31 protein-coding genes are annotated in these 23,964 nt (G+C 41.5%); 2 read left to right on the top strand and 29 right to left on the bottom strand.

Features of this window, described 5'->3' with window-relative positions:
- Positions 1–179 precede the first annotated feature (179 nt).
- The 25 genes from PQQ36_RS20525 to PQQ36_RS20300 all read right to left on the bottom strand — a co-directional run bounded on the left by PQQ36_RS20525 (position 180) and on the right by PQQ36_RS20300 (position 21,145).
- On the bottom strand, positions 180–719 hold the full coding sequence (locus PQQ36_RS20525; RefSeq protein WP_273662486.1) for a hypothetical protein: 540 nt from the start codon (positions 717–719) through the stop codon (positions 180–182).
- Between the two features lie 138 nt (positions 720–857).
- Positions 858–1,610 (bottom strand): hypothetical protein, encoded by a 753-nt coding sequence (locus tag PQQ36_RS20520; protein WP_273662485.1) that lies wholly within the window; start codon positions 1,608–1,610, stop codon positions 858–860.
- 149 nt (positions 1,611–1,759) lie between these two features.
- On the bottom strand, positions 1,760–2,101 hold the full coding sequence (locus PQQ36_RS20510; protein ID WP_043920998.1) for a hypothetical protein: 342 nt from the start codon (positions 2,099–2,101) through the stop codon (positions 1,760–1,762).
- A gap of 144 nt (positions 2,102–2,245) precedes the next feature.
- Entirely contained in the window at positions 2,246–2,779 is a 534-nt protein-coding gene (locus tag PQQ36_RS20505) for a shikimate kinase (protein WP_182289656.1), read from the bottom strand.
- Positions 2,780–3,474: 695 nt separating this feature from the next.
- Positions 3,475–3,945 (bottom strand): GNAT family N-acetyltransferase, encoded by a 471-nt coding sequence (locus PQQ36_RS20495; protein ID WP_262663214.1) that lies wholly within the window; start codon positions 3,943–3,945, stop codon positions 3,475–3,477.
- A 142-nt stretch (positions 3,946–4,087) separates the two neighbouring features.
- Positions 4,088–5,002 carry an alpha/beta hydrolase gene (locus PQQ36_RS20485; protein ID WP_273662484.1) on the bottom strand — a complete coding sequence of 305 codons (915 nt, stop codon included), beginning with the start codon at positions 5,000–5,002 and terminating at the stop codon, positions 4,088–4,090.
- Between the two features lie 211 nt (positions 5,003–5,213).
- Positions 5,214–5,675 (bottom strand): GNAT family N-acetyltransferase, encoded by a 462-nt coding sequence (locus PQQ36_RS20480; RefSeq protein WP_043921024.1) that lies wholly within the window; start codon positions 5,673–5,675, stop codon positions 5,214–5,216.
- 1,173 nt (positions 5,676–6,848) lie between these two features.
- Positions 6,849–7,205, bottom strand: a complete 357-nt coding sequence (locus PQQ36_RS20460; protein WP_020198239.1) for a hypothetical protein — start codon at positions 7,203–7,205, stop codon at positions 6,849–6,851.
- A 775-nt stretch (positions 7,206–7,980) separates the two neighbouring features.
- Entirely contained in the window at positions 7,981–8,301 is a 321-nt protein-coding gene (locus PQQ36_RS20455) for a DUF2834 domain-containing protein (RefSeq protein ID WP_038938931.1), read from the bottom strand.
- A gap of 160 nt (positions 8,302–8,461) precedes the next feature.
- The gene (locus PQQ36_RS20445; RefSeq protein ID WP_001900222.1) at positions 8,462–8,869 is read right to left on the bottom strand and encodes a hypothetical protein; all 408 of its coding nucleotides are present in this window, start codon (positions 8,867–8,869) and stop codon (positions 8,462–8,464) included.
- A gap of 139 nt (positions 8,870–9,008) precedes the next feature.
- Positions 9,009–9,788 carry a hypothetical protein gene (locus PQQ36_RS20435; RefSeq protein ID WP_052298472.1) on the bottom strand — a complete coding sequence of 260 codons (780 nt, stop codon included), beginning with the start codon at positions 9,786–9,788 and terminating at the stop codon, positions 9,009–9,011.
- Positions 9,789–10,853: 1,065 nt separating this feature from the next.
- Positions 10,854–11,291 (bottom strand): hypothetical protein, encoded by a 438-nt coding sequence (locus PQQ36_RS20420; RefSeq protein ID WP_045613080.1) that lies wholly within the window; start codon positions 11,289–11,291, stop codon positions 10,854–10,856.
- Positions 11,292–11,432: 141 nt separating this feature from the next.
- Positions 11,433–11,786, bottom strand: a complete 354-nt coding sequence (locus tag PQQ36_RS20415; RefSeq protein WP_225471106.1) for a DUF6404 family protein — start codon at positions 11,784–11,786, stop codon at positions 11,433–11,435.
- Positions 11,787–12,257: 471 nt separating this feature from the next.
- Complete coding sequence (locus PQQ36_RS20410; RefSeq protein ID WP_225471105.1) at positions 12,258–12,506, bottom strand: hypothetical protein; 249 nt, start codon at positions 12,504–12,506, stop codon at positions 12,258–12,260.
- Between the two features lie 451 nt (positions 12,507–12,957).
- Positions 12,958–13,197, bottom strand: coding sequence for a hypothetical protein (locus tag PQQ36_RS20405; RefSeq protein ID WP_065090352.1), 240 nt, complete (start codon positions 13,195–13,197; stop codon positions 12,958–12,960).
- 251 nt (positions 13,198–13,448) lie between these two features.
- Positions 13,449–13,925 (bottom strand): GNAT family N-acetyltransferase, encoded by a 477-nt coding sequence (locus PQQ36_RS20395; RefSeq protein WP_038969955.1) that lies wholly within the window; start codon positions 13,923–13,925, stop codon positions 13,449–13,451.
- Between the two features lie 142 nt (positions 13,926–14,067).
- The gene (locus PQQ36_RS20385) at positions 14,068–14,832 is read right to left on the bottom strand and encodes a hypothetical protein (RefSeq protein WP_225471108.1); all 765 of its coding nucleotides are present in this window, start codon (positions 14,830–14,832) and stop codon (positions 14,068–14,070) included.
- A gap of 143 nt (positions 14,833–14,975) precedes the next feature.
- Positions 14,976–15,407 carry a hypothetical protein gene (locus tag PQQ36_RS20375; protein WP_039553784.1) on the bottom strand — a complete coding sequence of 144 codons (432 nt, stop codon included), beginning with the start codon at positions 15,405–15,407 and terminating at the stop codon, positions 14,976–14,978.
- A gap of 616 nt (positions 15,408–16,023) precedes the next feature.
- Entirely contained in the window at positions 16,024–16,431 is a 408-nt protein-coding gene (locus tag PQQ36_RS20360; protein WP_273662483.1) for a hypothetical protein, read from the bottom strand.
- 277 nt (positions 16,432–16,708) lie between these two features.
- On the bottom strand, positions 16,709–16,894 hold the full coding sequence (locus tag PQQ36_RS20350) for a hypothetical protein (RefSeq protein WP_152593425.1): 186 nt from the start codon (positions 16,892–16,894) through the stop codon (positions 16,709–16,711).
- A gap of 182 nt (positions 16,895–17,076) precedes the next feature.
- On the bottom strand, positions 17,077–17,382 hold the full coding sequence (locus PQQ36_RS20340; RefSeq protein ID WP_225471140.1) for a hypothetical protein: 306 nt from the start codon (positions 17,380–17,382) through the stop codon (positions 17,077–17,079).
- Between the two features lie 179 nt (positions 17,383–17,561).
- Complete coding sequence (locus PQQ36_RS20330; RefSeq protein WP_039470306.1) at positions 17,562–18,089, bottom strand: hypothetical protein; 528 nt, start codon at positions 18,087–18,089, stop codon at positions 17,562–17,564.
- Between the two features lie 136 nt (positions 18,090–18,225).
- A complete protein-coding gene (locus PQQ36_RS20320) occupies positions 18,226–18,822 on the bottom strand; it encodes a class I SAM-dependent methyltransferase (RefSeq protein WP_013571707.1) in 597 nt (198 codons plus the stop codon).
- 164 nt (positions 18,823–18,986) lie between these two features.
- Entirely contained in the window at positions 18,987–19,247 is a 261-nt protein-coding gene (locus PQQ36_RS20310) for a DUF4282 domain-containing protein (RefSeq protein WP_263217804.1), read from the bottom strand.
- Positions 19,248–20,482: 1,235 nt separating this feature from the next.
- A complete protein-coding gene (locus tag PQQ36_RS20300; protein ID WP_206626165.1) occupies positions 20,483–21,145 on the bottom strand; it encodes a hypothetical protein in 663 nt (220 codons plus the stop codon).
- Between the two features lie 241 nt (positions 21,146–21,386).
- On the opposite strand from PQQ36_RS20300, the gene PQQ36_RS20295 reads away from it, so the two are divergent.
- Both PQQ36_RS20295 and PQQ36_RS20290 read left to right on the top strand, forming a co-directional pair.
- Positions 21,387–21,629: a type II toxin-antitoxin system Phd/YefM family antitoxin gene (locus tag PQQ36_RS20295; RefSeq protein ID WP_118893651.1), complete on the top strand. Its 243-nt coding sequence runs from the start codon at positions 21,387–21,389 to the stop codon at positions 21,627–21,629.
- 6 nt (positions 21,630–21,635) lie between these two features.
- Positions 21,636–21,932, top strand: a complete 297-nt coding sequence (locus PQQ36_RS20290; RefSeq protein WP_025794194.1) for a type II toxin-antitoxin system RelE/ParE family toxin — start codon at positions 21,636–21,638, stop codon at positions 21,930–21,932.
- A gap of 182 nt (positions 21,933–22,114) precedes the next feature.
- On the opposite strand, the gene PQQ36_RS20285 is transcribed toward PQQ36_RS20290, so the two are convergent.
- From PQQ36_RS20285 to PQQ36_RS20270, 4 genes are all read right to left on the bottom strand, one after another.
- Positions 22,115–22,465, bottom strand: coding sequence for a hypothetical protein (locus PQQ36_RS20285; protein ID WP_061058614.1), 351 nt, complete (start codon positions 22,463–22,465; stop codon positions 22,115–22,117).
- Positions 22,466–22,674: 209 nt separating this feature from the next.
- Positions 22,675–22,881 (bottom strand): hypothetical protein, encoded by a 207-nt coding sequence (locus PQQ36_RS20280; RefSeq protein ID WP_011080318.1) that lies wholly within the window; start codon positions 22,879–22,881, stop codon positions 22,675–22,677.
- Positions 22,882–23,049: 168 nt separating this feature from the next.
- Complete coding sequence (locus PQQ36_RS20275; RefSeq protein WP_225479894.1) at positions 23,050–23,418, bottom strand: VOC family protein; 369 nt, start codon at positions 23,416–23,418, stop codon at positions 23,050–23,052.
- Between the two features lie 175 nt (positions 23,419–23,593).
- On the bottom strand, positions 23,594–23,833 hold the full coding sequence (locus tag PQQ36_RS20270; RefSeq protein ID WP_225471127.1) for a hypothetical protein: 240 nt from the start codon (positions 23,831–23,833) through the stop codon (positions 23,594–23,596).
- Positions 23,834–23,964 lie beyond the last annotated feature (131 nt).

Genomic DNA, 23,964 nt, shown 5'->3' with positions numbered 1-23,964 from the left:
CCATGGGGTTCCAATATTCTTCCATTTCAATCCTTGATATGTGGCGTACTCAAATGCGTTATAACGCCCTGTTAAGGTGTGAGCAACGCAATACCGAAAGCTACCGCATACCACCTTAAACACTAAAACAAACGCATAGTAAAAATGCCACGCGTTGCGAATCACTCTTGAACAGTTTGTTATGTACGTGCCAATAGAGTGCAATGATGAAATGCTTCACTCGAATCTGACATATGGTACCAAAGTTCTATACACCCTAACTTTTTAACTACCCGAGAGTAATGAGCAATCTTAGAACTAAACTTCACAGGATCAATATCATAGCCATACACAAGATATATAGCTCGCTCATAACCTACAACATTCAGAAATACAGACAGAGACTCCAAGTCTTTTATTATTCCTCTGGGTTGAGCATTTTGGTGTTTAACCTCAATAATTGCATGGTTTCCTGACATGTAACCCGGTTTGTGTACCAATAAATCAGGCTTTATATGATCAGATTTAAGAGACTTTAAAATTGGATGAGCAGCCTTATCTATCTCTCCATTCAAATGGTACTCCGTTCTGGGCGGCCACTTTAATCTCATTTGATGGTATAACTCGTAGCAATAGACCCGTTCTCTATAAACCGGATCTCCCCCATCAATGTTCAAGTGGAAGTAATTCTGATCAATTTGATTAGTTGCTTGTCGTAAAATTAAACTTAATTCTTTCATTTTCTTCTTAGTACATAACGCTGCGTTAAGGGGTGAATGCCGCATAAACCAACTTTCCGCAGACCACTTTCACCACTAAAACTCACCGCATGCCAAAAATGCCACGCGGCATGAATCCCGCTTGAACGCCTTGTTATGTTACGGAGCTACCAGTGATAGCGCAAACTCTCGCATATGACGTGCATTATCAGCAGTTTCGGCATTGCCACAAGCCTGTCCATAATATTTGATATCTGGTGATGAATAGGCTGGCAACTGCTTCTCTGCATAAGTCATTACCGTCCCCGCTTCATGACACAATGCCCCAAATGCATATCGCTTAATTTGCTTGTGATGCTCTTTTAGAAGCTGCCCTTTTAACCAATGTATTGCTGTGTTGTCGTGCCATGCCCAAGCCAGATGCCCCAACTCATGCTCAAGTACATGAAGTTCTGCATCAGAAGATAGAACCAAAAAACTGCGACTAAAATTTACATGAGCAGTTCCTGCACTGTCTTTTGCAAAAGGAAAGTCTTTAGGAAGAACTAGAACATAATAACTTCCAACTTTTTGCATTGGCTCAAGAACCGAGCTACCAACATTTAGGAGTAACTGTTGATGTAACTTACCACTGTCTTGACTTTTAAAACTGGTCAAATCAAGTTTGGTGATTCCTGAAAGGGTCCTTCTAATTGGAATGCAAGAGTTCTCTAGAACAAGGTTTGAATAGTCAATAAACTCTTCAATTCGTGCCTCACTAATGGAGTCATCTGTGAAAAAATGCACTGGCGTATCAATTTTAGGGACGGAATCACACACGGGGAGCGATAACTCCTCACCACCTCGTTTACCGACAAAAAATAGAGCGGTTACACCGAGTAAACAACCGCCAACTAACAACTTTATATTCATTCAATTACTCGTAAAGTGCAGTAACATAACGCTGCGTTAAGGGGTGAATGCCGCCTAAACCAGCTTTCCGCAGACCACTTTTACTACCAAAACTCACCGCATGCCAAAAATGCCACGCGGCATGAATCCCTCTTGAACGCCTTGTTAGCTTAAATTATGTAGCACCAAGCCACACCGCCCCAAAACAGAATATTCAGAGTCCAAACCATAGCGCTTTGAACTGGAAGCATATGAAAAATTAGCTGGGGACATGCCTTAAGCTCACTTGGAGAGAACAGCATCTGAGGCTGAAAGTCCCAACTAGTCGCTAAGCAAACACCTCTTTTGAATCTAGGATGATTCACCAAATATTCCGCATAGGATGAGTAAATTGTCCATAAACCCAAAAGGCCAAATAACTCGATTGCAGAAATCACTTCCAAACTAAAGGGCAATAGTGAAGGGCCACCAATGAGCAAAATCGCCGCAAAGACCCATTTTTTGTTTCTCATTACACATCCTTGTTAATGATTTAAGCTAACGCTGCGTTAAGGGGTGAGTGCCGCACAAACCAACTTCCCGCAAACCACTTTCACCACCCAAACCAACCGCATACCAAAAATGCCACGCGGCATGAATCCCTCTTGAACGCTTTGTTATGTGCGCAGCTCATCGATGAACACCCTAGCCGTTTTCGGGCTAGTTACTCTAACGAACTTTATGTGGCTATATCTCGGGTCATTAAGTAACTCTGTATAACGAATACGATTTGTTTTATACGTTTTCAATGTCCAGAGAATAATCGAATCTTTGCTAAGAAACGACTTTTTGAATGACTCAACATTGCCCGTTTTACCCCACAGTTCCTGTTTAGTCACAATACGAGTTAACGCTCGTTTCACAGCTTGAAATAACGTCCTAGAAAAGGAATAGTCCACCCAAATGATGGTGTCAGCCCTAGCCCATTTGATTTCGGCTGTCCGGTTATAGTTACCATCAAGCACCCAATGTTCGCCACTTAGACTCTCAGTTAGATTTGCGAAGAACTCTTCATCTGTAGACTCTTGCCAATTTGGCTTCCAAAATATCGCATCCATTTCCAAATATGGGTATTTAAGCTTGCTAGCAAGTTGGCGACTGAAAGTACTTTTACCACTACCACTTGTACCTATTACATTAATTCTTTTCATCACCAAACCTGATTTCTTTCCCTAGCACATAACGCCCGCTTAAGTGGTGAGCAACGCAATGCGATGTTTCCGCACACCACCTAAATCACTAAATTTACCGCAAACCACAAATGCCACGCGTTGCGAATCCGTCTTGAAGCGTTTGTTAGTACGATGCTCAAAACGCCTTTGAAACCACCAAAATAGTGGATGAAATCACGAATGAAAAGGCTGTAAACACCGAAGTGAGATGGACAACGACAAAACAAATCGCTGTGTATTTACCGAAAACTACCGCGAAGAAAAACGTGCTTACTGCCCTACTTTACTCGAATTTAAATTTGCAATGAATACGAGCCTCGCAATTTGACGACAACAACAAAACCAACGAATTTATTCGCCCGAATTTTTCAACGAAAAAGAAACCACGTCAAAGAAATTGCTGAAAAGTTCGAAACCGTCACCGACTGTTTCAACGCGATCACTCCACATCTAGTGCCCCCGGAGAGAACGTTTTAGGTACTTAATTTCAGGTAAATATCTGAGCACAAAATAAGATAAACACCGAAATTTTAACCTTCTGATTTCAAACCAGTACTAACGCCGCGTTAAGTGGTGAGCAACGCTACCACCCTACCTAAATCATTGTGCTGTAAACACTAAATTCAAAGCAAACCGAAAATGCCAAGCGTTGGGAATCCGCCTTAAACGCTTTGTTAGCTGCGTAGCTTTTTGGAGAGCAGGTTCTGTTTTGATTCGAATCCGGCGCTAGTATAAAAACCGATAGCTCCTGTGTTATTTGACCAAACATGCAGGTCAACTGAACTAGCGCCAAGAGCACTAGCCCACTTAGAAAAGTAAGAAACTAGCCCTGTAGCTACACCCAGCTTTCGAGCTTCGCTAGAAACGATTAACTCTTCAATATATCCATACGTTCGTGATTGCGTCCAACGACGCTCTTTAACGTCAGTGAGATTCCCCAATAAAGCTCCGACTACCTTTCCATCGTGCTCGCTAACAATAAGCAACTGATTTTCATCAGATAGAATGTCTTGAAGCTCAGTCTCATTTAGTACATCTTCAGTTTTGCGAACAACATCTGGGGCTAAGTCTGAGTTGTGCTCGTTCTCAGCAATGAAAAGGCTAACCAACACATCTAAATCTTTGATTTGGACTACACGAACCATAAATCTTCTCCAAGCAGCTAACGCCCAATTAAGGTGTGAAGCACGCAACGACCAAGCCGCCGCAGACCACTTTCAACACCCAAAACCACCGCATACCAAAAATGCCACGCGTGCTGAATCACTCTTAAATTGTTTGTTATATCTAATTTTTTATTTGGTTTGAAATTGCTGTGATACAGCGTTTTGCCGAATTACAAACGCCAGACAACTGAAAGAAACCATGAATCACGCCCAAATAACGTTCGCAGTAAGCCTCAACGCCTTGTGAAAGCATCAACTTGTATAAGTGCTCACCCTCATCACGTAGCGGGTCAAACTCCGCGGTAATAATAGTTGTGATGGGCAGACCGCTGAAGTCACTGTTTAAAAGGTTAAGCTCTGGTTCAACAATTTCTTTAGAGCTGCAATTCGCGTATAACTCGAAACCAGAAAGAAGCATATTTGCCGTTATAATATAATCTAAACCATTTTCTCTGTAACTTTTCGAATTGCCTGTTGGATCCAGCATTGGGTAAATAAGAATTTGCTGACGAGGCAACCACTGCTCTAGCTTTTTCAATCTAAGCGTCGTAGCCAAAGCTAATTGCCCTCCGGCGCTATCGCCAACAAATACTAATTGCTCTGAATCACCACCATACTTGTGCGCTTGCTCCTTAATACCGAGTACAGCTTGGTATACATCATCGTGTGCTGCTGGATAAGCATATTCAGGTGCAAGCCTGTATTGAATGCAAATAACTATCGAGTTGGATAGAAGAGCAATTTGTCTTAGCTGAACATCATGTGTACCAAAGCCACCACTGATGAAACAGCCTCCATGAAAATAGACCGTTATAGGTAAGTTCACTTCATCTGTAGGCTTGTAAATCTTAACCGGAATACTATTAATTACATCTAAGTATTCGCTTTCAATTTTAGGACTTTCACCAGCTAGTACAGTGCTACCAATATAGCCAGCCCGGCGATCAGCGATTGTTTGTGCTGAAGGGCAAGGTTTACCATTAGATTGAAATTCTTCGACTAGCTCTCTGATGCCAGCTTCTAGGTACTTGGTCATTTTATAACTCTATAACTAAAAAACCAGTGAATAGTATACCAACACACAGGCATGTACATCCATACAGCTATGAATGTGTGATGTAAATTAGATATAACGCTCTGCTAAGGGGTGAGCAATGCACTGCAAAAGCTACCGCACACCAACTTAATCACAAAACTCACCGCATGCTAAAAATGCCACGCATTGCGAATCCCTCTTAAGCAGTTTGTTATGTTTTGGCCAACCTCAAACGCTTAATCAGCTGTTTCATCGGCATTTCCAACGTCAAAACACCTTTAGAACGACTGAGCTCGCGAAAGCCAACTGAAAAATATTGCTCCTTGGCAGTATTATTTTCAAAAACACAACAACGCACTTTTTGAACCATAGGAGATACGCTTGTTTTTAATAGACTCGATTTTAACAAACGAAAACCCGCTAATCTGTTTTGATACCCTTGAGCCACTTGCAAAGAGTCAATAAAGTGAACATCTTCATTTTGATGGTACGCGATGAATCCAGAGATATGATCTCGCTGTACTTCAACAATAACAGACTTACTTTTATAGTGACGTATGATCGATTCTCGATCCCACTTCAACCCAAGTTCAATCTGCATATTGAGCATATTATCTTCAATAAGTTCGTATATTTGATTCCAATCCGAATCAATCACATCACGTAAGCTCATCATTTCCCTGTAAAAACATAACGCCCAATTAAGGGGTGAGTAACGCAACACCAAAGCCCCTGCATACCACCTTAATCACTAAAACCAACGCATGCCAAAAATGCCACGCGTTACGAATCCCTCTTGAATTGCTTGTTAGTACGCTGCTCGTGAACATTTGGCACATGCCAAGATATTGAAATATAGCACGAAACTTTTGGCTTAAAACACCGAAGCTAAAGGGACAACTGCCAAACTAGAGCTCAATCTCAAAACGCAAGTTGGCTAGAAGAAAAACTTGCTTAACTGCCCTATTTTCGCCGTTTTCAAATTAACAAAGGATACGGGCTGCAGAACTAAACGGTAGCGCCAAAGAAACTCAGTGTTTGACGAGAATTTCCCAGCACCAAAGAAGCCACACCAGAGAAATAGCCCGAAAGTTAGAAACCGTAAACGGTGAAGTCAACGCGAACACAACTCATATAGTGCCACCGGAAAGAAAGTGAAAGGCACATTTGACCAGGTGTAAAACAAGGAAAAGAAACCGATAAACTCCGAAAATTTTACCGTTGATGCCAATCCAGTACTAACGCCGCGTTAAGGGGTGAATGCCGCATAAACAAACTTTCCGTAGAGCACCTTCACCACCTAAACTCACTGCATACCAAAAATGCCACGCGGCATGAATCCCACTTGAACGCCTTGTTATGCTTAAGCTTCAATGAGTTACATTTTACTGGAACCAAGATTAACTCGACTTTGATTTACAAACAAAAGCCAAAACGCAGAAAACTGAAACGACTCATAGTTTTGAAAATCGGACTTTGAAATTTGGCCGCTAAAACTCAAAAACCTAAGATCAAATTGCTGATTGAACCAACTGCCCCAACCTCGTGCTTACCCGAAATTTGATTGAGGCAATACTCTGAATTTCCAGCGCCAAAGAATAAGTGTCCAGAAAACAGCGACCAATGAAGTTAACTTACCGACAAGCGCATAACCGATCAGCCAAGGGAACAAAGAAAAACCATAAACCACTGATTTTATTTGATTAAGCATAACGCCCTGTTAAGGTGTGAGTAACGCAATACTAAAGCCGCCGCATACCACCTTAAACACTGAACGCAACGCATAGTAAAAATGCCACGCGTTGCGAATCACTCTTAAACAGTTTGTTATGTGCGTACTAACCAGTTATGACAAACTCGCTTCAAGTTCAGCATCACTCAAATAACGGTGTCCTTGGTTTAAGCCTTTAATCTTTTTGAACATAAACTTTGGCATATCTGGAGCAAAGATTTCCTTTTCGTTCCAGCACTTCCCACCTAAAAATATATAGCGACCATCACTACCTGAATGGTGTTCTGGGTTGTTGTCGAACGTAGACAATTCAGCGGTAACGTCCTCGATAACACTTACTACCTGACCTTTGATGACACCTAGAACTCGATACACTTCGTGAGCTTTATCTCCACATTTCCATGCTTGTCGAGTTCCCATTTCGTAGCCGTGCTTTGCTACACCATCATGCACATGTACAACAATATTCATCGTAAATTTAGTTAAGCAACAAAGTGAACATTATACTATATGTTTTTGGGTAAGCACATAACGCCGCGTTAAGTAGTGAGCAACGCCACCACCACACCTAAAACATTGTGCCGTAAACACTAGAGCTGAATCAAACCAAAAATGCCAAGCGTTGCGAATCTGCCTTAAACGCTTTGTTAGGGTACTTCTCGCTTGACATGAGTGCTTAAATGCATAGTATAAATTTCAAACGGTTATCCGCGAGGTGTCAGGCAAAATTAAGGTAACTAAATACCAAAAATAAGATACTGAAACTAACATAACTGAATAAAGATTAGAGTATAGAGCTACATAAACTAGACTACTATTTCAATGCTTAAGATGCTAAAGCTCATAAGATTGAAGACAAACACTAATATTAAAACTCTCTCTAATTTAACTTAAAACGACTAATTTCAATATACCTGAAACTCAAAACACACCTTCAAGCCTGATAGTCACCAACCCTTAGAGGCGTTGACTATGAAGATTAGTTTTAGTGTTTCTGCAGCATTTCATGCTTGGTTTCTGAAACTTGAGTTTGCTTTCGACAAAAGTAACTCTAGCCAAGCTGAAGCAGAGGAAGCTTAAATTCCAAGCCCACTGTTGATATGGTGGGCTTTTTTACGTTTGTACCCTAACGCCCAATTAAGGGGTGAACAACGCCTCCCTCAAACCTAAAGCATTGTGCCATAAACACTAAATTTGAAGTAGAAACAAAAGTGCCAAGCGTTGTGAATCCCTCTTAAATTGCTTGTTAGGGCTGTGGTTGAAGGGACTGTTTTTCTTTTAAGTACAGATACATTGGGAGTCCAAAAGATACTCCAACCGACAAAGTTCCCAAGACTGCAAAATATCGATACTTCACTTTATGCTTTTGCCCGTCCACTAAGATAAAGCCTATCAGAGCAATCGCACCAACCAAGACATCAAGCCAAGCCATTATACTAATGGGGTTTGCCACCGCTTCACTGAACAAAAGACTAATATCTAAGCCATTGGCAACTAACCAAGGAACCAACGCTCCATAAGGCAGCAATATACCTAACAAAGTAAGAACTAGATAAAACCTTACCATTTCGCCATCCTTGCAAATTTTTTGTAGTAAGCCCTAACGCTGCGTTAAGGGGTGAATGCCGCTTAAACCAGCTTTCCGCAGCCCACTTTCACCACCAAAACTCACCGCATACCAAAAATGCCACGCGGCATGAATCCCTCTTGAACGCCTTGTTATGTAGCTAGTCAGCGCCACCAAAATCAAGAAAGTTTACTCCACCGGAACTATCTAAAGTCGTGTTCGTAACACTACATTTAGGTGCTGAATTTACCTCTGCATATAACAGGTAGCTTTCAAAAGAAGGAACTTCCGACACGTTAAATAAGATCTCTCCAACAGACTTTTGAAACTCTAACAAGTCGCCTAAGTCTTCTTGTAACTCGATAGCCAACTCTTTGCTGTAAGGCAACAACATGCCATAAGAAACTGACTTATAGAACTGGTCATCACTGCGCTTAATCTCACTCAATGCCCAACTAATTTCCTGAAACGAATAGACGAGCTTTTTCCCAAACTTAGCACACAGTTTAGGAGCTACATCTTTAGCGACTGACTGAACATAAGACTTTTTATTCAAAAAGTTAAGCACACCGTATCTCCTTGCTACATAACGCCCAGTTAAGGGGTGAAGCACGCAATACCTAAACTACTGCATGGCACTTCAACACCGAAGCCACCGCATACCAAAAATGCCACGCGTGCTGAATCCCTCTTAAACTGTTTGTTAGCTAATCAAATTTTCGCATATGTTTAAGCGCATATGTTCTCATAACACGCGCATTATCACCCAAACGTTGGTCACCACATGCTAGGTCACCCACAAATAACTCTGGAGATGAGTAAGCTGGGATCTTTTGGGGTGCAAATGACATTACCGTCCCGTAATTACCGCAGCGCCAACCATAAGCAAATGACTTTATCCGAGGATAAGTCGTTTGCTCAAAAGCATTTAAAGTTGAGTGAGAGGATAAAATTGACTCGTGATCATGATGAGCCCCGCTTAAGTGTCCTATTTCATGTTCCATAACAAAGTCTGCGCAATCTAAAGCAGCGAAGAAAAAGTTACCCGAATCGCTTGATAATCCGCAATTAGACCCGCCAAAACTAGCTTTATAGCTATCAAAAACCACACCAACAAAACTTGGTATAGATCTGTTATTCAATTCAGGTGGTTCGTAGCCAAGGCTTAAAGTAAGCAATACTTTCGCTGCACTTAAAGATTGAAACCAAGTCTCATCAATATCATCGAGAAACTCAACTTTACTTAAATAACGCTCGATTGGGACACATGAGTTGCGTAATACAACATTCGAATAATTAACCCATTTGTTGAGTATTTGGTGAACAGCATCCTTAGTTCGAGTTGCCAGTACTTTTTCGGACAAATAGAGTTGAATCGGCGTTTTTAAACTTTCACTTCGCTCACAATTAGGATACGAAATAACTTCGGCATAAGAAAAGTTATTCCATAGAATCAGAATGAAACAAAGAAAACATTTCCTCGACACACTCAAATCTCCTTGTTAGCTAACGCCCTGCTAAGGGGTGAGCAATGCACTGCAAAAGCTACCGCATACAAACTTAATCACGAAACTCACCGCATGCTAAAAATGCCACGCATTGCGAATCCCGCTTAAGCAGTTTGTTAGCTTAAATTTCAGCACCTTAGATTTGCCAAAAGCTGAGATTAAACCGATTTGGAAAACCAACAAACCACCTGAGTTTTGAAACCCGAATTGGTTCAAACTTTGTGGCCTTTCATGCTATTTGAAAACCCGAAAATTTTGATAAATCACTTTCTGAAAACTCAAAGAGAATGCAAAACTGCCAAAGCGACTTTGCGCCAAATTTGCGAACCTCGCGCAATCCCAAAACTCAATTGAGGCAACTGCTCAAAACTCGCATTGACAAACAATGCTGATTTGCCGAAAAACCTGAGCTAATTGCCGATGGAAGAAAGAAAAAGCCACAAACAATTGATTTTCAATGTTTTAAGCTAACGCCCTGTTAAGGTGTGAGCAACGCAATACTGATGCCTCCGCATACCACCTTTAGCACTAAAACCAACGCATAGTAAAAATGCCACGCGTTGCGAATCACTCTTAAACAGTTTGTTATGCGGTTGCTCGCAAAGTTTAATTTTACCTTACTTTCAGATGAAATAAGCAACCAAGCATACACTTTAAAACTACTCTCAGAAGTAAAATACGGGCACCAATACTGGTGATAGATAGGAAGTACGTTTATGGCAGTAAAACATACACCCACTGGAGTCGTTCATAAAGGCAAAAAAGGAGGAACTACTGGTTGTGGCTTTGACACCAAGAAAGAAGCATCTCATTGGAGTGACTCACACAGTAAGATCACATGTGACAAAAACGGCTGTAAGAACTAAGTAGTAGTTGTTTAATTGGGCTAGAACTCAAGCTCTAGCCCCTTATGCCCCTCTGCCGCATAACGCCGCGTTAAGGGGTGAATGCCGCTTAAACCAACTGTCCGCAGACCACCTTCACCACCAAAACTAACCGCATACTAAAAATGCCACGCGGCATGAATCCCTCTTAAACGCTTTGTTAGGAGCGTTCTTCTAGCACCCAAGGAACACTTAATGACATAAAACTAAAGCACATTACACCAGATATCTCACGAAGCTCAGTAGGAATAACTGGACTTGGGTATGTCACTGCAAATTCAAAACCGTCAGGCAATTTGTCACTATCAATCTTTGGCAAGGATTTACACACAATGTAGTACTCACCGCCATACTTACAATACTCACCTTCTCTATCGTCCATAAAGTAGATATCAACGTCTTTCTCAAGATCAACACCGCAATGAACTAGAAAATCCAATACTTCCTTTTGCAAAGAGAAAGGATGCGCTTTCCTGTAATTCTTGCAATAGATGCAACCACAATCAATTGAACTTGCACTGGTTATTTGGCTATAGATTGCTCGAGTCCTTTCGACGTCCACATCAAGTGCAATCTTCCCCAACTTTACAATTGTCACTAAGCCTCCTAACGCCGCGTTAAGTGGTGAGCAACGCCAACCACCCTACCTAAACCATTGTGACATAAACACTTAAACTGAGGAAAGCCGAAAACGCCATGCGTTGGGAATCCGTCTTGAACGCTTTGTTAGGTTTTGGGCTTATTCTCCCAATGAACCCCAATCTGTTAGATTTAATTGCTTACGTCTAATGTAGTAGAAGGTTGCCATAATAAAGCCAAACAAAGTGCCAGCAAGTAACGAGATGAAAATGGCTTCTAAAACTGGTTTACCTAGCTCGTTCCACACAAGAAACCATTGGAAGATTCCCCATACAGGAGCAAAGAACGTCACACAAAGCATAACGTTTGCAAAATAACTTTGGTAATAAGGTGGCGGAAAACACATTCCAAGTTTACGTAGCCACTTTACAATTGGTGGATTGTAGTTCGACTTCCAAACGCCTTTATCATTTAACTCTTTGTGAGCAAGTCGTAGCTTCGCTTCATAATCCATGATCTAAAATCCTCGAATTCGATGTTTCCCGCGGAGAAACCTAACGCCCAATTAAGGGGTGAACAACGCCTCCACCCAAACCTAAAGCATTGTGCCATAAACACTAAAACTGAAGTAGAAACAAAAGTGCCAAGCGTTGTGAATCCCTCTTAAATTGCTTGTTAGCACATAGGGTTACGCATTAACTAGCCCCAACCGTGAGGCATACCTTCATTGCTATCATGTTCCGCATTACAGACCTTGCACCTGAAGTAACTAACCTGCGACTCTGATTTGCTTGAGCCTAGCAGAACACCAAAAACGATATTGAGAATACGAGACTTGGTACTATTCTTCACTCGCTGCTGAGCTTCGACTTCAGATGCACTTAGCCTTCTATGAGCCGTCTTCTGATTGCAGTTTCCACAATGTAGAAGCGTTTCATCTTTAGACATTTACCTCTTCCTTAATCACGAATGTTGAACCTGTGTGCTAACGCCCAGTTAACGTGTGAGCAGCGCATACACTGAACTTGAATACTGCGCCGTAAACACTTAACTCAACCCGAAGTGAGAGCGCCAAGCGTTGCGAATCACTGTTGAATTGTTTGTTATGTTTTACCACAAATACATGATTTACTTGAGAAAGAACTGCTATTTCTGACCAGTTTTCTGAAGCAAACCACAAGGCAAGAACCGACTTGGCCGCCAAAAGCGACCAACCAGAAACGAGTAATTCCACTTCCCTGCCCAATGAGGCAACCCGACCGAGTAACAACAAGCGCCCTTTCTTTCCAACCAAAGCGTAAAACAATGCTGAATTGCCGACACAACTGCCAAGATGAAATACTAATTGGCTAAGAACCTAGAAGCGACTTTAAGCCAGTTAAACAAGAAGCCAACCGCCACGACCTGACAATGAAGCAACCCACGAACATTGGTATGTTTTACGGGCTGGGAGATTCAAGAATTTAGGCAGATAATACTGATTTGCTGAGTCTACTTGGGACAAATTGCCCGAGGGACAAAGAACTAGAGCCCAAGACCTTTAAACCTTTGAAATACAAGTAAACATAACGCCGCATTAAGGGGTGAACAACGCAAACCACCCTACCTAAACCATTGTGCCGTAAACACTTAAGCTAATTCAAACCAAAACTGCCAAGCGTTGTGAATCCCTCTTGAATGCTTTGTTAGTTGCCAAACCTAAAGCTTTGATTTGATGTTAATTGCTGCTTTGCCAACACTAGCTTGATGTGCTTTGAAAAGATCAGTTCAGGCGCAATTTCAAAGCGCCTGTCAATGAAACCACTTGGAACATACAACTCCGTAGAAAGCGGACTAACAACACCAAAAAAATCTTTTGAGAAAACAATATTACAAAGCTGGCTTTCAACAAACAAATCGGTTTCTGAAACAGAAAATCCAACCACAAAAGAAACCTGAGAACGATTTTCACAAACCCGAACGATTCAAAATTGAAGTACGAAAACCCAACCAAAAACACACTGACTTTAACTCTAAACATTCTGCTTTAGCTGCGTTTTCCTCGTTGGCAACTAACGCTGCGTTAAGGGGTGAATGCCGCTCAAACCAACCTTCCGCAGACCACCTTCATCACCAAAACTCGCCGCATACCAAAAATGCCACGCGGAATGAATCCCTCTTTAACGCCTTGTTAGGCCTAGAGTTTTCGCCACATCAATTGCGCATCAGCACCATAACTTTTGCATACATTTTCCGATAGCGGTTTAAAACCCTGCCTTTGCCAAAACGGCTCTGAGTTCTGGACTGAAACCAACCTAATTTCTTTGAAACCCAAACCAGTTGCAATCCCAACCAGATGCTTCATCAATTTTGAGCCAATGCCTTGGCCAAATGAGGAACTTGCTATTGCCAAGTCATGAAGAAACAAGATATCCCCTTCAGTTTCTTTAGGTAAGGCGTTAAACAACTTCGGAGGCTGCTCTTTATTCCAAGAGTGCGCTAACAAATAACCCTTTAGCTCTTCACAATCACGATAGATAAAGCAGCATTTGGGGGTTCTATTCCATTTGTCCTTTAACACCTCAAGACTTTCGGGTTCGACTAGCAGATAGACCTCTGATTGTAGTTTCAGTATTTCAGGCCACGCCGCTTCCCTGATTATTTCTATCGACATACTCTACTCTAAAATACTCTTGGCCTAACGCCCTGTTAAGGTGTGAGCAACGCAATACCGATGCTTCCGCATACCACCTTAAACACTAAACACAACGCATAGCAAAAATGCCACGCGTTGCGAATCACTCTTAAACAGATTGTTATGCATTTTGAGCTCCCAATCTACTTATCAAGCCTAGTGGAGAGATCACATTTACCGGATATTTGCTCTCTAGCTGCTCAAGGTTTGCCTCAGAAAATATGGACGTTTTACCAGCACCACTAGCTTTGTCATTGGTACAGAAAAAATCGATACCATAACCATAGTTTGCAGCCAGAGCATCTCCATCAACCCATTCGCCAACACCTTTAGCATACTTTTTGTCCGATAAGTTGTGAGCAGCTTTAGTCCTCTGAATAACACCCCCCTCTACCTCTGGTAGCTGTTTCATTAGATGGTCTCTGCCAGCCCCTATACTTTCAATGAATCTTAGGCACTCAAATGAACGCTTCAACCTCTCGCCTAGCTCATATCGTTCATCTGGCGCACGATATTTTTCGTCAATTTCTAGCATCGGAGCTCCGATTCTTGGTAATTTCGTAAACCTGAATCCAAGTTCTAAAGCTTTAGGAATTGCAGTCGCCAAATAATCTGTTAGTTGCGGAGCATCTGAGCCTTTAGAAGCAGACACAACCTCACCGTCAACAGACATAGAAAAAGCGCCTTTATAATTTGCTATATACTCTTTTCTATCGGTTTTTTTCAATGTCTCGATAGTTGCGAGACCCTCAAAGAAAAAAGGAATAATAGCCTTCGATTTTATTAACTCAAAAAGCTGAGTATAAACTTGATCTGCGTTGGCTCTTTTATTCTCATCTACTATTATTTCCCATACATTCGAATCAAATGTGACCCAAACTTCCATAATCACTCCAATTTCATAAAATGCATAACGCCGCGTTAAGGGGTGAATGCCGCATAAACCAACCTTCCGCAAGCCACTTTCACCACCAAAACTAACCGCATACCAAAAATGCCACGCGGCATGAATCCCTCTTGAACGCCTTGTTAGCTGGCTAACTGCCAACGGTTAAGGTGATAGAATAACAAACCTTGAACAGAACCGAGCAAGCCTACAGAAACACTGATTGGCAAGGCGAAAAGCAGCACATACTTTATGATGTCGTTTAAATCTGCGCCATCAAGTACAGTTCCGGCTGCAAAAGCTTGGTTAGAGATAGTTAACCCAAAAAACACGATGCACACAGTAAAACCGACCAAAAAACCTTCTACTGCGTAGGCCTTGACAGTCACACATTGCTTGGCAAGGTTGCAACCCAATTTCGCGCTACGCCATGCGACCACTAAAGAAATTGGGAATAAATATGCTGCAAACAATGGGATAGCAATACGCCAATCAGAAACTAAAAGTAGCCCGACGCATAACCAAAATACGAATACAATGATGCCATTTTGAATACCAATCAATCTCGGGCTCACTTGTTCTCCTTTGCCAGCTAACGCTGCGTTAAGGGGTGAATGCCCCCTAAACCAACTTTCCGCAAACCACTTTCACCACTAAAACCAACCGCATACCAAAAATGCCACGCGGCATGAATCCCTCTTAAACGCCTTGTTATGTTTAAGGCACAAAGGGTTAAGTTTTACGAAACTGAGAGCTTAACTCGACTTAACTTTGAAAACCAAAACCAGACGCTAAAAAGTTGAATTAATTCATAAATTTGATTCTAATGATTTTGAGTTTTAGCGTGAGAAACCGAAAACTGGAGTTCAAACTTTGAAACTAAGACGCTTTATTCGACTTACAAACGCAACGAGCTTTAATGAGGCAACTCTCAGAATTTTTCGCGCCCGCGAATTGGAGTCCAAAAAACAGCGACCACTGAAGTTAACTTGCCGACAAGACCAAAATTAGAAAGCCGAGAATGCAAAGAAAAGATGCAACCAACTGATTTTACGTGATTAAACATAACGCTGCGTTAAGGGGTGAATGCCGCCTAAACCAGCTTTCCGCAGACCACTTTCACCGCCAAAACTCACCGCATGCCAAAAATGCCACGCGGCATGAATCCCTCTTAAACGCCTTGTTATGTAGCTAGTCAGCGCCACCAAAATCAAGAAAGTTTACTCCACCGGAACTATCTAGAGTCGTGTTCGTAACACTACATTTAGGTGCTGAATTTACCTCTGCATATAACAGGTAGCTTTCAAACGATGGAACTTCCGACACGTTAAATAAGATCTCTCCGACAGACTTTTGAAACTCTAACAAGTCACCTAAGTCTTCTTGTAACTCGATAGCCAACTCTTTACTGTAAGGCAACAACATGCTATAAGAAACTGACCTATAGAACTGGTCATCACTACGCTTAATCTCACTCAATGCCCAACTAATTTCCTGAAACGAATAGACTAGCTTTTTCCCAAACTTAGCACACAGTTTAGGAGCTACATCTTTAGCAACTGACTGAACATAAGACTTTTTATTCAAAAAGTTAAGCACACCGTATCTCCTTGCTACATAACGCTGCGTTAAGGGGTGAATGCCGCACAAACCAACTTCCCGCAGACCACTTTCACCACTAAAACTAACCGCATACTAAAAATGCCACGCGGCATGAATCCCTCTTGAACGCCTTGTTATGCTTAAGCTTCAATGGATTACGTTTTTCTGAAAACAAGATTAACTCGACTTTGATTTACAAACAAAAGCCAAAGCGTAGAAAACCGAAATGACTCATAGTTTTGAAAATAGGACTTTGAAATTTGGCTGCTAAAACTCAAAAACCTAAGATCAAATTGCTGATTGAGCCAACCGCCCTAACCTCGCGCTTGCCCGAAAGTTGATTGAGGCAACTCTGTGAATTTTCAGCGCCAAAGAATAAGTGTCCAGAAAACAGCACCCACTGGAGCCAACTTGCCGACGCGCACAAAACCCAAAAGCAGAGGAAACAAAGAAAAACCATAAACCACTGATTTTATTTGATTAAGCATAACGCCCTGTTAAGGGGTGAGCAACGCAATACAAAAGTATCCGCATACCACCATAACCACCAAACTCAACGCATAATAAAAATGCCACGCGTTGCGAATCCCTCTTAAACAGTTTGTTATGTTTGCACCATCAACGTTCAAAAGTAGAAAGATATCATTGCCCATTTTTTCGGATATACTTATCAATATATTCACTCTTTGCTTTATGGTATTCTTTCATTAGCTTATCGCTGACAGGGCGCTGTTTCTCATAATAATGCTTTCCTGATGAACTACGTGCCGAATCAGAAAGTTCGTGAATTACTTCCTCTCCAAGTTTTAAATAACGAGAAACTTCATCCTCCTTTAATAAAAAAGTAGCTGTTTCCTCTCCAATGCCATAATCACATCTTGAATTTAGGATATAACTTTCCCCATCACTATATAAAAGCCAGTTATTATGTGTAGCCACAACTTTCATACTCTTAATTTCCCTATTATATATCATATTGTACTTTCGCTGTTACCAACATTGGCAAACATAACGCTGCGTTAAGGGGTGAATGCCGCATAAACCAAGTATCCGCAGACCACTTTCACCACCAAAACTAACTGCATACCAAAAATGCCACGCGGCATGAATCCCACTTGAACGCCTTGTTATGCCTTATATGCCAACAGCTTCTCAATGCCTTTTTTTGAACCTTTTACTCGATATTTCTTACCAAGTACATCCGTTAAAAAATAGTTCTTAAAAAGCACCCCATCATGATCAATGGCGTATAACTTTGTATAGTCATCATGCCTGATACGATATTCGTAAATTTCTCCATCATCTAATCTCACTGCGACATCATGGACAAATCCACTAGATACCACTGATGGAGCTCCATTTTTATCAAAAACTACTGGTACTTCTTTTAAAGCCCAAGAGCTTGATGCTCTTCTTGAAACATAACCACATAAATCAGACAGAAAGATTGCCCTCTTGCCTGTATTTACAGCATAGATACGCAGAAAAGGAGGCGGGTTATCCAAGTTTTCCGATTGATCTTTGGAACAGTCGTAAACTACTTTACAGAAAACTTTGACCCGACTTCTATCACGATAAATTGCATATGCACTAACCAACAGACTGACAACTGAAATAAATACAGCTAACCACGAAACAACACTTTCCAAACTCATTTATTTCCTCATAAGGCATAACGCCGCGTTAAGGGGTGAATGCCGCACAAACCAAGTTTCCGCAGACCACTTTCACCACCAAAACTCACCGCATACCAAAAATGCCACGCGGCATGAATCCCTCTTGAACGCCTTGTTATGTACGTTTTACGGCAATCACTGAAAAGATATGCCAATGCTTAGGATATCCAATCCTTGTTGCGCCAGGCTCATCACGCTCTTTGAAACTGACTATTTCAAACTCTTTAAACAAGAGCTCAACTTGTTTCTTACTCAACGGCGCCGTAGGTAAACGATAATTCGTTGCCCAACTATCTCTAGGCCCCATAAAATCACCGACAAAGACACCACCAACCGCAATAGAAGAGGCAATTTTACGCCATGTATTTTTAAACTCTAGCGGGTCAGCAAAGAACAAACTTGAGTTTGCTATCACTATACCAGCAGAAGGATATTTGAAAGACTCAAATGAACACTCTGAAAGTTTAACCAGTGGTTTGGAACTAAACCTTTCAGAACATATCGCAACAGAGTCTGGGTTAATATCAAAGCCATACACCTGATAACCTTGCTGCTCTAGATACGCTATCTCACTTCCCGTTCCACAACCGCAATCGACAGCGGTTTGCAGTCCAGACTGATTCAACTCAATTGCGATTTCAGTGCGCGAATTGTGGGGGCGTAACAATGATTTTTCGTAGTATTGACGCCAAGTTGCTGAGCTATCATCCATAAAGTTCAATATTCCAATAAAGTACATAACGCTGCGTTAAGGGGTGAATGCCGTCTAAACCAACTTTCCGCAGACCACCTTCACCACCAAAACTAACCGCATGCCAAAAATGCCACGCGGCATGAATCCCTCTTGAACGCCTTGTTAGGTTTGGTGTGGGGGAACTATTCTTTACTCTCTCTTAGTGCTTGTAAGTTATCATTAATCTTGAACAAAACGATCATTAGCTCAAACCAGACCCTTGAGACTAATACACCGACCAATATTGCACCTATACCAAGAAAAACGTCTGTAGGCGTAATGCCTTGATAGCCTGAGTTCATCGCAGTTATTCCAGAAAAAACTACGGCGACAAGTGTGAACCAGTAACACACTGTAATTAGCCTTGGTGTCAACATTGAGTCAAAGAAAAAAAACGATTTCATATTGAATATGCCCTCTAAAATAATCATATGTAGATTCGAATTAAGTAGAATCCGCTGACCGCGGTAACTCATTATTCAACATGGCCTCATGCTTTCAATGTCTATATATAGGTTTATTTTTAATTAGATACATGCATCTAAAAATGAGACTAACGTATTGATACTAAGGTAATAAACCTAACGCCGCGTTAAGGGGTGCAGGCACGCAATACAAAAGCTACCGCACAGTGCCGTAACCACCGAACTCAACGCAAACTAAAAATGCCACGCGTGCCAAATCCCACTTTAACGCTTTGTTATGCTTAAGCTTCAATGGGTTACGTTTTTCTGGAAACAAGATTAACTCGGCTTTGATTAACAAACAAAAGCCAAAACGTAGAAAACCGAAATGACTCATAGTTTTGAAAATCGGGCTTTGAAATTTGGCCGCTAAAACTCAAAAACCGAAGATCAAATTGCTGATTGAGCCAGCTACCCTAACCTCGCGATTACCTGAAAATTGATAGAGGCAACTCTCTGAATTTTCAGCGCCAAAGAATAAGTGTCCGAAAAACAGCGCCCAATGAAGTCAACTTGCCGACAAACTCGAAACCAACCAGCCGAGGGAACAAAGAAAAACCATAAACCACTGATTTTACGTGATTAAGCATAACGCTGCGTTAAGGGGTGAATGCCGCCTAAACCAACCTTCCGCAGACCACCTTCACCACCAAAACTCACCGCATGCCAAAAATGCCACGCGGCATGAATCCCACTTGAACGCCTTGTTATGTGTTTGAATTAACAGTTAAAGATTACCTGTTTTGACCACAAAGCGCGATAATTTATGCCCCACCGCGAAACTTACTACCGCCACAGTAACAGCAACTATTATTGAGAAAAAGTAGCCAACCGTTGTCGAGACATCAAAACCCCAAACGAAAGAAAATACCAAACCTTGGAAAGCTTCGTAAGGCCAAACGAGAAGCGGAAAGTGAGACCCGTCCATGATGACGAAAACTAGGGTACTCAAAGACAAAACCGATGATAAGAACCCAATGATATTGTGACGATTCATACTAGTAATCCACTAGAAACATTTTCCGCAATTCTAATTTTTATTTTTTGATTTAGAAAGATAAATTCCGGAAAGACACATAACGCCCAATTAAGTTGTGAGCAACGCTGCCACATTGCCTAAGCACTTCACCGTAATCACCAAACTAATTGAAACCGAAAGCGCCGAGCGTTGCGAATCAGCTTGAATTGCTTGTTAGTTTATCTTTAACCACGTATGAATAACCGTTTTTTTCGAAGTGCCAAATAAATTGTTCTAGTTCAACAACATTAGCAAAATCGAACTTCAAGCGGTTTTGTGTAGTTCTAAGCCACTTCTGGATTGTAAGGTAGTCACTGTATAGTTTTTCAAATTCATCTTCATTCCTAGCTATAACATTCGTCCACGCAGCCCAAGTCCTTGGCACATTGTCGCAATGTGAGAGGACCAAACTATCTAGCACTGCATGAAAATTATTTATCTGTGAGGGTGTTACTTGGTCAAACGCCCAGAGATCTTTAAGGAACAAGTTTAAACACTTTTGAGCTAGACCAATTGCATAATGTTCTGCTCCGCAATTATTATGAAGCCTCTTAGCTGCGATAAGTTGGGATATTGTCTTGATTTGAGACTTAAACCAACATTCAAATTCAATAGGGTCAGATGGGATGCTATTACGAATGGTCCAAAGCTGATCAAAATGCAAATTCCACAAAACCGGTCCACTCATACAAGTTTTATGTATACGGGATGTACCATGTATACCAGCCATTCTAAATTTAGCTTCGTCATGCTCATGATAAGCTAAACTGCTGAAACCACTATCACTCTTGTACTGCTTCTTTAAGTCTGCTATTTCCATTTTTGAACTTGTCCGATATAAACTAACGCCCAATTAAGGGGTGAACAACGCCAACACCCAAACCTAAAGCATTGTGCCATAAACACTAAATTTGAAGTAGATGCAAAAATGCCGAGCGTTGTGAATCCCTCTTAAATTGCTTGTTAGTTTACCCTTCGCACAAATCGCACGATTTAATTATATTGACCATTTTGTGCGACAAACTATAATCTTACTGTACTTCCAAATTTGGAGATTGAGCATGCACACACTAACAGCAAATGATGCAAAGCGTAACTTTGGTGAGCTGCTTCTAAGCGCCCAACGTGAACCAGTAAAGATTAGCAAAAACAGTAAAGATGCCGTAGTGGTAATGTCTATCAAAGACTATGAAGAACTAGAGGCAATGAAAGCTGATTACCTTAAACATTGTTTCGAGTCAGCTAAACAAGACTTAGCACAAGGCAATGTAGTTGATGGTGAAGATTTCCTAAGCACCTTGTAACCCACTATGCAAAAGAACAAATACAAACTAAGTAAATTGGCTCAGGCTCATTTACGAAAAATTAAAAGCTATACCGTCAACAACTTTTCTGAAATGCAGTGGAACAACTATAAAGATACATTGCTAACTGGGTTTCAAATGCTTGCCGACAATCCAGCCGTAGGTCGCAGTTGTGATGAGATTTATCCAAGCGGTTTCTATTTTCCGGTAGGAAAACACACGGCTTACTTTACAAAAGAAGACGGTTTTATCTTAGTTGTGGCTGTACTTGGTCAATCACAACTCCCCCAAAACCACTTGTAGCTAAGACATCACCCGAAATAAAAACTAGGGTGATGATCTTGATTAGTAAACTAACGCCCAATTAAGGGGTGAACAACGCCACCACCCAACCTAACGCATTGTACCGTAAACACTAAATTTGAAGTAGAAGCAAAAGTGCCAAGCGTTGAGAATCCCTCTTAAATTGCTTGTTATGCTCGTGCTCAAAGAAATTGAAGGACTAAACAAGCTATAAACGCTGGCAGACCGGCTATAAAGAAAACTAAACCTGTCTGGTAGTTCATTCGGTAGTGCTCGCGTTCGTCTTTTTCGAAATCATGCCCTTCTACCATTTTGTAGACTTTGTCTGTTCTAGGGTCATCTAACCGAGTCGTCTTACTATGAACTCCACCTTCCCACATTAGCTTCGCCAAAATCCATATGACTATGACAACAAAGAAGAGAAAATCGACCAACTGAGTGGTAGCAAAGAATGGAACAAACTGGGCTAGAACGATCACAACAAGAGCCGCAGAGAGGTTAATTAGAACCACTTTTTTGAGTAAATCGAGCAAAATTACCTCCTAGAGCATAACGCCCAATTAAGTTGTGAGCAACGCTGCCACCACATTAAAACACAGCACCGTAATCACCAAACCAATTGAAACCGAAAGCGCCGAGCGTTGCGAATCAGCTTGAATTGCTTGTTATATGCGTACTTGAATATGAAAATACGACTTCTTTAAGTGGCACTTACCTACCTTTCAGACGATTCCCTATGTATTTACGAAAACAAAGCATTAATTGCAGATACAATAAGGCCCAATGCTGGTGCAAACAAACATAGAATGGCAACAACGAAGAGTAAGATAATACGCTTCCAAGACTTTGCTGCTTCCTGGGCAAATTTGACTGTAAACCAAGAATCCGAAGCAACTAACATCGCGTCTTCTTGCTGCGAATTGCTATTTCGTTTCTCATAGAGTGACATAAGTTCTATTCCTTCTACTGACGGAAGCATATAACGCCGCGTTAAGTGGTGAACAACGCCTGCCACCAAACCAAAACCTTTGTACCTTAAACACTAAACCTGACCGGAACTGAAACCGCCAAGCGTTGTGAATCCGTCTTAAACGCCTTGTTATATGCGTAGCTTCGGCTACATAAAGACTGCTTCAATTTTGTTACCGTCAACATCGCGGACAAACGCTGCATAGTAAGTCTCACCGTACTCTGGACGCAAGCCAGGCTTACCGGCACACTCGCCACCAAGCTCTAATGCAGTAGCATAAAACTGGTCAACAGCTTCTTTGTTTGGCGCGTTGAAAGCAATGTGAGTTCCATTACCTGAAGAGGCTGAATTTTCACATGGGCAACCTACCCAAAACTCAAAATTTTCGCCGTAGGCAGCCGCGACATTCTCGATGTAATGAGCTCGTTTTATGGACAAAGTAGATAGAACTGAATCGTAAAAAACCACCGCAGATGGCACATTTGAAACACCAACTGAGACATGATTTAGAATCATTTTAAACTCCCTTTTGCTCACAGATTTTGAAAGCATATAACGCCCAATTAAGTTGTGAGCAACGCTGCCACCTTACCCGAACACTTCACCTTAATCACTAAACCAATTGAAACCGAAAGTGCCGAGCGTTGCGAATCAGCTTGAATTGCTTGTTAGTTGCGTAACCAAACTCGCGCTACATACCATTGAATACAGCGATTCCTAGAAGAACTAAAGCAATATTAGCAAGCCCAATATAGCTGACTTTTCCGCGTTCTGATTCCGTTACCTCTGAAGATGGGAAACGCCCGAATGTAACCGATTTCGATACCACCCAACCTACACCGTAACCAATACGATCAATAATGACTGACTGAACAATTGTCTTTAATAAGGAACCTAGCATTCGAAAAAATGCCAAAACTGACTCTTCCACATGCACTCTCCTTTAATACTGGATTCTAGATTTTTTCGGAGCAAACTAACGCCGCGTTAAGTGGTGAACAACGCCTACCACCAAACCTAAACCATTGTACCTTAAACACTAAACCTGACTGGAACTAAAAC

The organism is Vibrio sp. CCUG 15886, from assembly GCF_028570825.1.
Lineage (GTDB): Bacteria > Pseudomonadota > Gammaproteobacteria > Enterobacterales > Vibrionaceae > Vibrio > Vibrio vulnificus_B.
The sequence above is the reverse complement of the archived record's forward strand: the minus strand, read 5'-3'. Positions and strand labels throughout refer to the sequence as shown.

Coding starts and splice junctions, on each gene's coding strand:
- PQQ36_RS20395 (WP_038969955.1), bottom strand. CDS start 13,925: ATGTCGATAGAAATAATCAGGGAAGCGGCGTGGCCTGAAATACTGAAA.
- PQQ36_RS20300 (WP_206626165.1), bottom strand. CDS start 21,145: ATGGAAATAGCAGACTTAAAGAAGCAGTACAAGAGTGATAGTGGTTTC.
- PQQ36_RS20340 (WP_225471140.1), bottom strand. CDS start 17,382: ATGAAAGTTGTGGCTACACATAATAACTGGCTTTTATATAGTGATGGG.
- PQQ36_RS20485 (WP_273662484.1), bottom strand. CDS start 5,002: ATGACCAAGTACCTAGAAGCTGGCATCAGAGAGCTAGTCGAAGAATTT.
- PQQ36_RS20525 (WP_273662486.1), bottom strand. CDS start 719: ATGAAAGAATTAAGTTTAATTTTACGACAAGCAACTAATCAAATTGAT.
- PQQ36_RS20310 (WP_263217804.1), bottom strand. CDS start 19,247: ATGAAATCGTTTTTTTTCTTTGACTCAATGTTGACACCAAGGCTAATT.
- PQQ36_RS20295 (WP_118893651.1), top strand. CDS start 21,387: ATGCACACACTAACAGCAAATGATGCAAAGCGTAACTTTGGTGAGCTG.
- PQQ36_RS20510 (WP_043920998.1), bottom strand. CDS start 2,101: ATGAGAAACAAAAAATGGGTCTTTGCGGCGATTTTGCTCATTGGTGGC.
- PQQ36_RS20280 (WP_011080318.1), bottom strand. CDS start 22,881: ATGTCACTCTATGAGAAACGAAATAGCAATTCGCAGCAAGAAGACGCG.
- PQQ36_RS20385 (WP_225471108.1), bottom strand. CDS start 14,832: ATGGAAGTTTGGGTCACATTTGATTCGAATGTATGGGAAATAATAGTA.
- PQQ36_RS20480 (WP_043921024.1), bottom strand. CDS start 5,675: ATGAGCTTACGTGATGTGATTGATTCGGATTGGAATCAAATATACGAA.
- PQQ36_RS20290 (WP_025794194.1), top strand. CDS start 21,636: ATGCAAAAGAACAAATACAAACTAAGTAAATTGGCTCAGGCTCATTTA.
- PQQ36_RS20495 (WP_262663214.1), bottom strand. CDS start 3,945: ATGGTTCGTGTAGTCCAAATCAAAGATTTAGATGTGTTGGTTAGCCTT.
- PQQ36_RS20350 (WP_152593425.1), bottom strand. CDS start 16,894: ATGGTTTTTCTTTGTTTCCTCTGCTTTTGGGTTTTGTGCGCGTCGGCA.
- PQQ36_RS20415 (WP_225471106.1), bottom strand. CDS start 11,786: ATGGATTATGAAGCGAAGCTACGACTTGCTCACAAAGAGTTAAATGAT.
- PQQ36_RS20320 (WP_013571707.1), bottom strand. CDS start 18,822: ATGGATGATAGCTCAGCAACTTGGCGTCAATACTACGAAAAATCATTG.
- PQQ36_RS20275 (WP_225479894.1), bottom strand. CDS start 23,418: ATGATTCTAAATCATGTCTCAGTTGGTGTTTCAAATGTGCCATCTGCG.
- PQQ36_RS20330 (WP_039470306.1), bottom strand. CDS start 18,089: ATGAGTTTGGAAAGTGTTGTTTCGTGGTTAGCTGTATTTATTTCAGTT.
- PQQ36_RS20505 (WP_182289656.1), bottom strand. CDS start 2,779: ATGAAAAGAATTAATGTAATAGGTACAAGTGGTAGTGGTAAAAGTACT.
- PQQ36_RS20455 (WP_038938931.1), bottom strand. CDS start 8,301: ATGGTAAGGTTTTATCTAGTTCTTACTTTGTTAGGTATATTGCTGCCT.
- PQQ36_RS20520 (WP_273662485.1), bottom strand. CDS start 1,610: ATGAATATAAAGTTGTTAGTTGGCGGTTGTTTACTCGGTGTAACCGCT.
- PQQ36_RS20460 (WP_020198239.1), bottom strand. CDS start 7,205: ATGAATATTGTTGTACATGTGCATGATGGTGTAGCAAAGCACGGCTAC.